This window comes from Sulfobacillus harzensis (assembly GCF_012933365.1).
GTDB classification, from domain to species: domain Bacteria; phylum Bacillota; class Sulfobacillia; order Sulfobacillales; family Sulfobacillaceae; genus Sulfobacillus_B; species Sulfobacillus_B harzensis.
On sequence record NZ_JABBVZ010000165.1, the window covers coordinates 1 to 4,942 of the forward strand.

Here is a 4,942-nt window from a genome sequence, read left to right on the forward strand (position 1 = left end):
AGAACGTTGGAAAGGGCATCATCAAGGGGGAGCACTTATCCACAGCCGTGATTTGTCCAGTTATGAAAAACCCTCAAATAGGAAATCTCCTGGGTAATGTTTCCGGGATACTTGTTCCAAGCCTGCTCAGGCAACGGTAGCAATTGCGAGAGCCCGTTATAGATAAACCACTCCTGGTTGGCCGGCTGCTTGAGCGTCACCGTAAACTCATATTTGCCATTGGCGGTCACGCTCTGAACGCCAGCGGGAATGTCCCCGGTTCCCGCCCCCACATAGGGCCAGGGAGTCGGCGCGTTCTTATTGGAGATGGCCTGAATAATCTTCCATGTCCATAGCACGTCAGAGCTGGTCACGGGCGTCCCATCCGACCATTTCCAACGGGGATTCATGAAGACATGGTAGACGGTGCCCGCCTTGTTATAGGTAATCTTTTGGGCAATGGAGTCTTTCCAGTCAATGCCGTACTTGTCGTTAATCCAAATTAAGGGCTTGTACAACTGGTCGACAAGCTGAAAATTGTACAAGCTGTTGTTCGACAGGTTCGCCAACGGAAAGAACCAAGTCAAATTGGTATCGGAGGGTAATGCATAGACAATCGTCCCCCCTGCGGCCGGCTTGTTCGCGGCGCTGGGGCTCGTTTTGGTGGGCGCGGACCCGCAGCCTGCCATTACCACAGCAGCCGCAAGGGCGGACGCAGCTCCCAATGCAATGCGGCGAATCCTCATCATGGTCTCCCCTTCGCAAAAGTCTCGTCATGCCAAAAACTGTCCGGGAACACGGACAATTTCGACGTCTTCGAGAGTTTTTCCTGATAAAGGGGTAGCGCGTTGCCGTTCGACACAGTTCGACTAACGGCGAGCGATGATCCAGCGATGCCAACCGAGACGCTTGCGGGGCGCCAGCTCTACCGGCCTGCCTTGCAAAATCAACGCTGGGACGGCCTCCATCATCCAGCGAGTCTCTTCCTCGCCAAAGCGGCGCGATAGCATTTCCACCACCGGAGAGAGCCGCAAGGGTCGCTTGGCCACAGAGTGGCCATCACTGGCCACACTTTGAATGAGACCCGATTCCATCAGTTCGAGACTGGCGGCTTCGACTTCGGGACCAAATTGTCCCAACACTGATCCCGCCGAGGCCACCCCTAATATCTCCATCCGCATCAGCCGCTCGGCTAATTCCGGACGACGGCGCACGCCCCGGTTTCGCTCCGGGTGAATCAAGAGAATGCGGAGGCCCTCGAGCGTTAATTGATACAGGACATCCAGGGTGTAAGCGGGGAAATCGTTGGGCGGAAGCTCCACACAGAGATAGCGCGAGTCGCCGATGGGAAGGTACCGTCCAGCCAGATATCCCTCGGCCAAATCCGGACCCAACCGCACTTCCATGGCTGGAACCAACGCTAAGGGCAGATTTTGGGCTGCGATCATGGAGCGGGCCCGGGCCAACGCTGAGTGATAGGCGGCGGTTTGCACCTCAAAATGATTGTCGTTGGCGTGAGCGACTGCCACAATAGTGCGGGTGCCATCCTGCACCGCTTGTTTCCATACCGCTTCAGCATCTTGCCAAGTCTTCGGTCCATCATCCAAGCCGGCCAGCACATGGGCATGCAAATCGATCACGAAGTTCTCTCTCCCGTACGGTAGGATAAGAGAAGGGATTCGACAGCCGCCGTACGATTCCCTTTTTCGGGAGTGGCGAAAAGGCTAGGACTCCGTTGGGCTACCGATGGCGTACGCCGCATAAGGAAAAGGCTTGCTCCTATCGCCGGATCGCGGGTTAAGCCACTACCCGTTTTGGCTAAAAAAGAAGACTGCCCCGGTTAAGGACAGCCTCCTTTTCCGACCTTCTATCGATAGACGGCGGCTCGCCGTTCCAAGCGCATTCCGATGCGGCCGATAACAAGGCTTAGAATCAGGTAGATCAACGCCGCCATGAGATAGAGGGTTCCCGGCTTTTCCGTGGCGTCAGTACCCAAACGGGCTTGGTACATGACATCCGCGAAGCCCACCAGATAAAGCATGGTGGTGTTTTTCAACTGCAGAACCACGAAACTCACCAAGGGCGGCAACATCGCGGTCATGGCTTGCGGAACAATGATTTTTCGCATGGTGGTCGAAGAGCTCAGCCCCAACGCCATTGCGGCCTCGCGCTGTCCCTGCGCCACCTCCATGATGCCCGAGCGGAAAATCTCGACCGCATACCCAACACCGTAAGCTACCAACCAGATAAGCGCAGCAGTCAAAGGCGAAAACGTGACGCCGATCTGGTTGAAGCCCAGGTAAATGATGAACAGCTGTAAAATCGCCGGCAGACCGCGGATAATCTCCACATACCAGGCGATAATCAACTGCACCACTTTCGGACCATAGAGCCTCCCGGCCGCTGCCAAGATCCCGATAATAATCGAGAGAATGGTGGAGACAATGGTCAACACCACATCCTTGCCGGCTCCCGAGAGGAAGGCTCCCAGGTAGAGCGCAACAACATGCACTAGCGCTCGCCTCCTTGGCTCGCCACCGACTTTAGTTCGCCTCCGGAGCGATCAAGCGGCTTTAAGACGCGGTGGAGAAACTGCTGGGCACGTTCCGTCTGTGGATGTTCCAGCACTTGGCGCGCCGGCCCCTTCTCCACGACGGTATGGTCTGCCATAAACACCACCGTATCCGCCACTTCCTTCGCGAACATCATTTCGTGGGTGACCAAAATCATCGTCATGCCGCCCTTAGCCAAATCCCGAATGGCGGATAGGACCTCGCCCACCAATTCCGGGTCAAGCATTGAGGTTGGCTCGTCAAACAGCATAATTTCCGGATCCATTGCGAGTGCCCGACACAGCGCCACCCGCTGCTGTTCACCTCCGGAGAGGCGCTTCGGATACATCTCCGCCTTATGCGCCAATCCCACCACATCCAGCAGCTCCATAGCACGCTTTTCCGCCTCAGGCCGTGTCTTGCGCTTCACTTCCATGGGCGCCAGGATAATGTTCTCCATCACTGTGAGATGGGGAAAGAGATTAAAGGTTTGAAAAACCATGCCAACCCGGGTACGAATGTCCTGGAGAACCTGTCGCGGCGGATCCGCTTTGCCGCCTTCAATGGTGTAGTTCAGGATCTCCAGGGTTCCTTCGTCAAAGGGATGGAGCCGGTTGATGCAGCGGATAAAGGTGCTTTTACCCGCCCCACTGGGCCCGATAATTGCCACCACTTCGCTCTTATGGACATCCAGCGACACGTTTTCAAATACCAACTGGTCGCCGAACCGTTTGGTCATATTCGTGACCCTAACCGCGACGTCTTTGGACATTGAGCTCCCACCTCGCTAAGAGTTTGGACAAGACTAGATAGAAAATAAAATAGATAATCCCCGCCAGTAGCAGCATGTCGAGCGGCAAAAAGTTGTTGGCAGAGGCCGCATTGGCCTGAAACATCAAGTCGGCCACACCAATGGTGAACACCAGCGAGGTATCCTTGATGAGGTTACTCAACTGGTTGGTGGAAGGCGGCAAAATGGCAAAGAAGGCTTGCGGCAGAATGATTTTCCGCATCACGGTGCCGCTCGGCATGCCAAGCGCCTGAGCCGCTTCGCGTTGGCCCCGATCGACACCCAGGATGCCGCCGCGAAAAATTTCCCCGTAGAGCGTGGCGTAAAAGGCGCCCAGACTCACGATTGCGGCAAGAGGTCCGGGTAGTTTCACCCCAAACTGTGGGAGTCCGTAATACACCCAAAACAAAATGATCAGCACCGGGATAGCGCGGATAATCTCGACAAAAGCCGTGGCAAAACCCTCCAGGATGCGAATCTTGGAGAGGCGTGCCAGGGCCAAAAGAAATCCGAAGCCCAACGCCACGGCCAGCGAGGCGCCGGTTAACTCCAGCGTCACCCCGACTCCCTTCAAGAAAAACGGCAAATACTGAATCCACGCATGCAACATTGTCTGCAACAGTCTTACCTCCCCGACACTTGAGTCAGACGGGGGGACCGCCCCCCGTCAGCCTTCTCACTAGGAATTGGGAGCAGAACTGATGCCTTTCAGGAACACCGGGCTCGTCATGCCATACTTATCGAGGATCTTTTGCTCCGTGCCGTTCTCAGCTATCGTCTTCAGATACGCGTTGAGCTTGTTGAGAAAGCTCTGGCTGTAGCTGCCCTTGGGAACCCCAAAGTATCCGCGAAGACTTTGGATGGGCGGCGAGATGGAGGCCGGGACGGCGCCTAAGATCTTGATATGCAAGGACGGATTTTGCCTCTTGGCCCAGGCGATGTCTGTGTCCGGTTGGAAGTCGGCGGCTACGCGGCCTTCCGAAAGCGCCAAGAAACTTTCGGCCACCGATCCGTATTGGGTCACGTTCGCTCCCGGAACGGCCTGGGCTTCAGGCACCTCGGCCGAACCGGTGACCACCGCAATGGTCTTGCCTTTCAGGGCCGAAACACTGTCCTGAGTCACTCCTGGACTTTGCGAATTGACGGCTATGGCATCGTCGTAATTCAGCATGGGTCGGCTAAAGGAGAGCACCTTCGCACGATTCGCTGTTTTATAGATGTCAATCGTGATGTCAGCTCGCTTGTCGGCTACCGCTTGAATCGACGAGGAGAATGGCAAGGCATCGATTTTCAGCTTCGCGCCCAGCGACTTGGCGAAACCACGTAAAATATCTACGTCGTAGCCGGTCCACTGTTTCGTCTGGGGATTTTGATAGTCTTGCGGGGCAAAGGCCGACTCCGCAATGATTAACTGGTGGGTGGACTTCACCTGACCAAGCAAGGTGTTGCTTGCGCCGGCACTAGAGCCACAGCCAGCCAAGAGAAACGTGCCGACGCCCAATGCGGCGGCCATGCTTATTTTCGATAGATTACCCAACGTTATGGTTCCTCCTACCTTAGTTTTTTGTGTGAAACCTGTTGTTCTCATTGATTTTTGTGAAATCCCGGGACCTCTGCGACC

6 protein-coding genes are annotated in these 4,942 nt (G+C 55.6%); all 6 read right to left on the minus strand.

The annotated features are described in order from the left end of the window. Positions 1-35: 35 nt before the first annotated feature. The gene (locus tag HIJ39_RS21395; protein ID WP_243239891.1) at positions 36-728 is read right to left on the minus strand and encodes an ABC transporter substrate-binding protein; all 693 of its coding nucleotides are present in this window, start codon (positions 726-728) and stop codon (positions 36-38) included. A gap of 120 nt (positions 729-848) precedes the next feature. After that, positions 849-1,619 carry a CpsB/CapC family capsule biosynthesis tyrosine phosphatase gene (locus HIJ39_RS21400; protein ID WP_169103069.1) on the minus strand — a complete coding sequence of 257 codons (771 nt, stop codon included), beginning with the start codon at positions 1,617-1,619 and terminating at the stop codon, positions 849-851. A gap of 227 nt (positions 1,620-1,846) precedes the next feature. Continuing rightward, on the minus strand, positions 1,847-2,491 hold the full coding sequence (locus HIJ39_RS21405; protein WP_169103070.1) for an ABC transporter permease subunit: 645 nt from the start codon (positions 2,489-2,491) through the stop codon (positions 1,847-1,849). Next, positions 2,491-3,270 carry an amino acid ABC transporter ATP-binding protein gene (locus tag HIJ39_RS21410; RefSeq protein WP_420824590.1) on the minus strand — a complete coding sequence of 260 codons (780 nt, stop codon included), beginning with the start codon at positions 3,268-3,270 and terminating at the stop codon, positions 2,491-2,493. Before HIJ39_RS21410 ends, HIJ39_RS21405 begins: the two co-directional genes overlap by 1 nt. A 10-nt stretch (positions 3,271-3,280) precedes the next feature. Next, positions 3,281-3,931 carry an amino acid ABC transporter permease gene (locus HIJ39_RS21415; protein WP_243239894.1) on the minus strand — a complete coding sequence of 217 codons (651 nt, stop codon included), beginning with the start codon at positions 3,929-3,931 and terminating at the stop codon, positions 3,281-3,283. Between the two features lie 69 nt (positions 3,932-4,000). Further along, positions 4,001-4,858, minus strand: a complete 858-nt coding sequence (locus tag HIJ39_RS21420) for a substrate-binding periplasmic protein (RefSeq protein WP_169103073.1) — start codon at positions 4,856-4,858, stop codon at positions 4,001-4,003. Positions 4,859-4,942: the final 84 nt, after the last annotated feature.

Bases quoted from the DNA above. Each gene is read 5' to 3' on its own strand.
- HIJ39_RS21415 (WP_243239894.1), bottom strand. From the start codon at position 3,931: ATGTTGCATGCGTGGATTCAGTATTTGCCGTTTTTCTTGAAGGGAGTC.
- HIJ39_RS21410 (WP_420824590.1), bottom strand. From the start codon at position 3,270: ATGACCAAACGGTTCGGCGACCAGTTGGTATTTGAAAACGTGTCGCTG.
- HIJ39_RS21395 (WP_243239891.1), bottom strand. From the start codon at position 728: ATGATGAGGATTCGCCGCATTGCATTGGGAGCTGCGTCCGCCCTTGCG.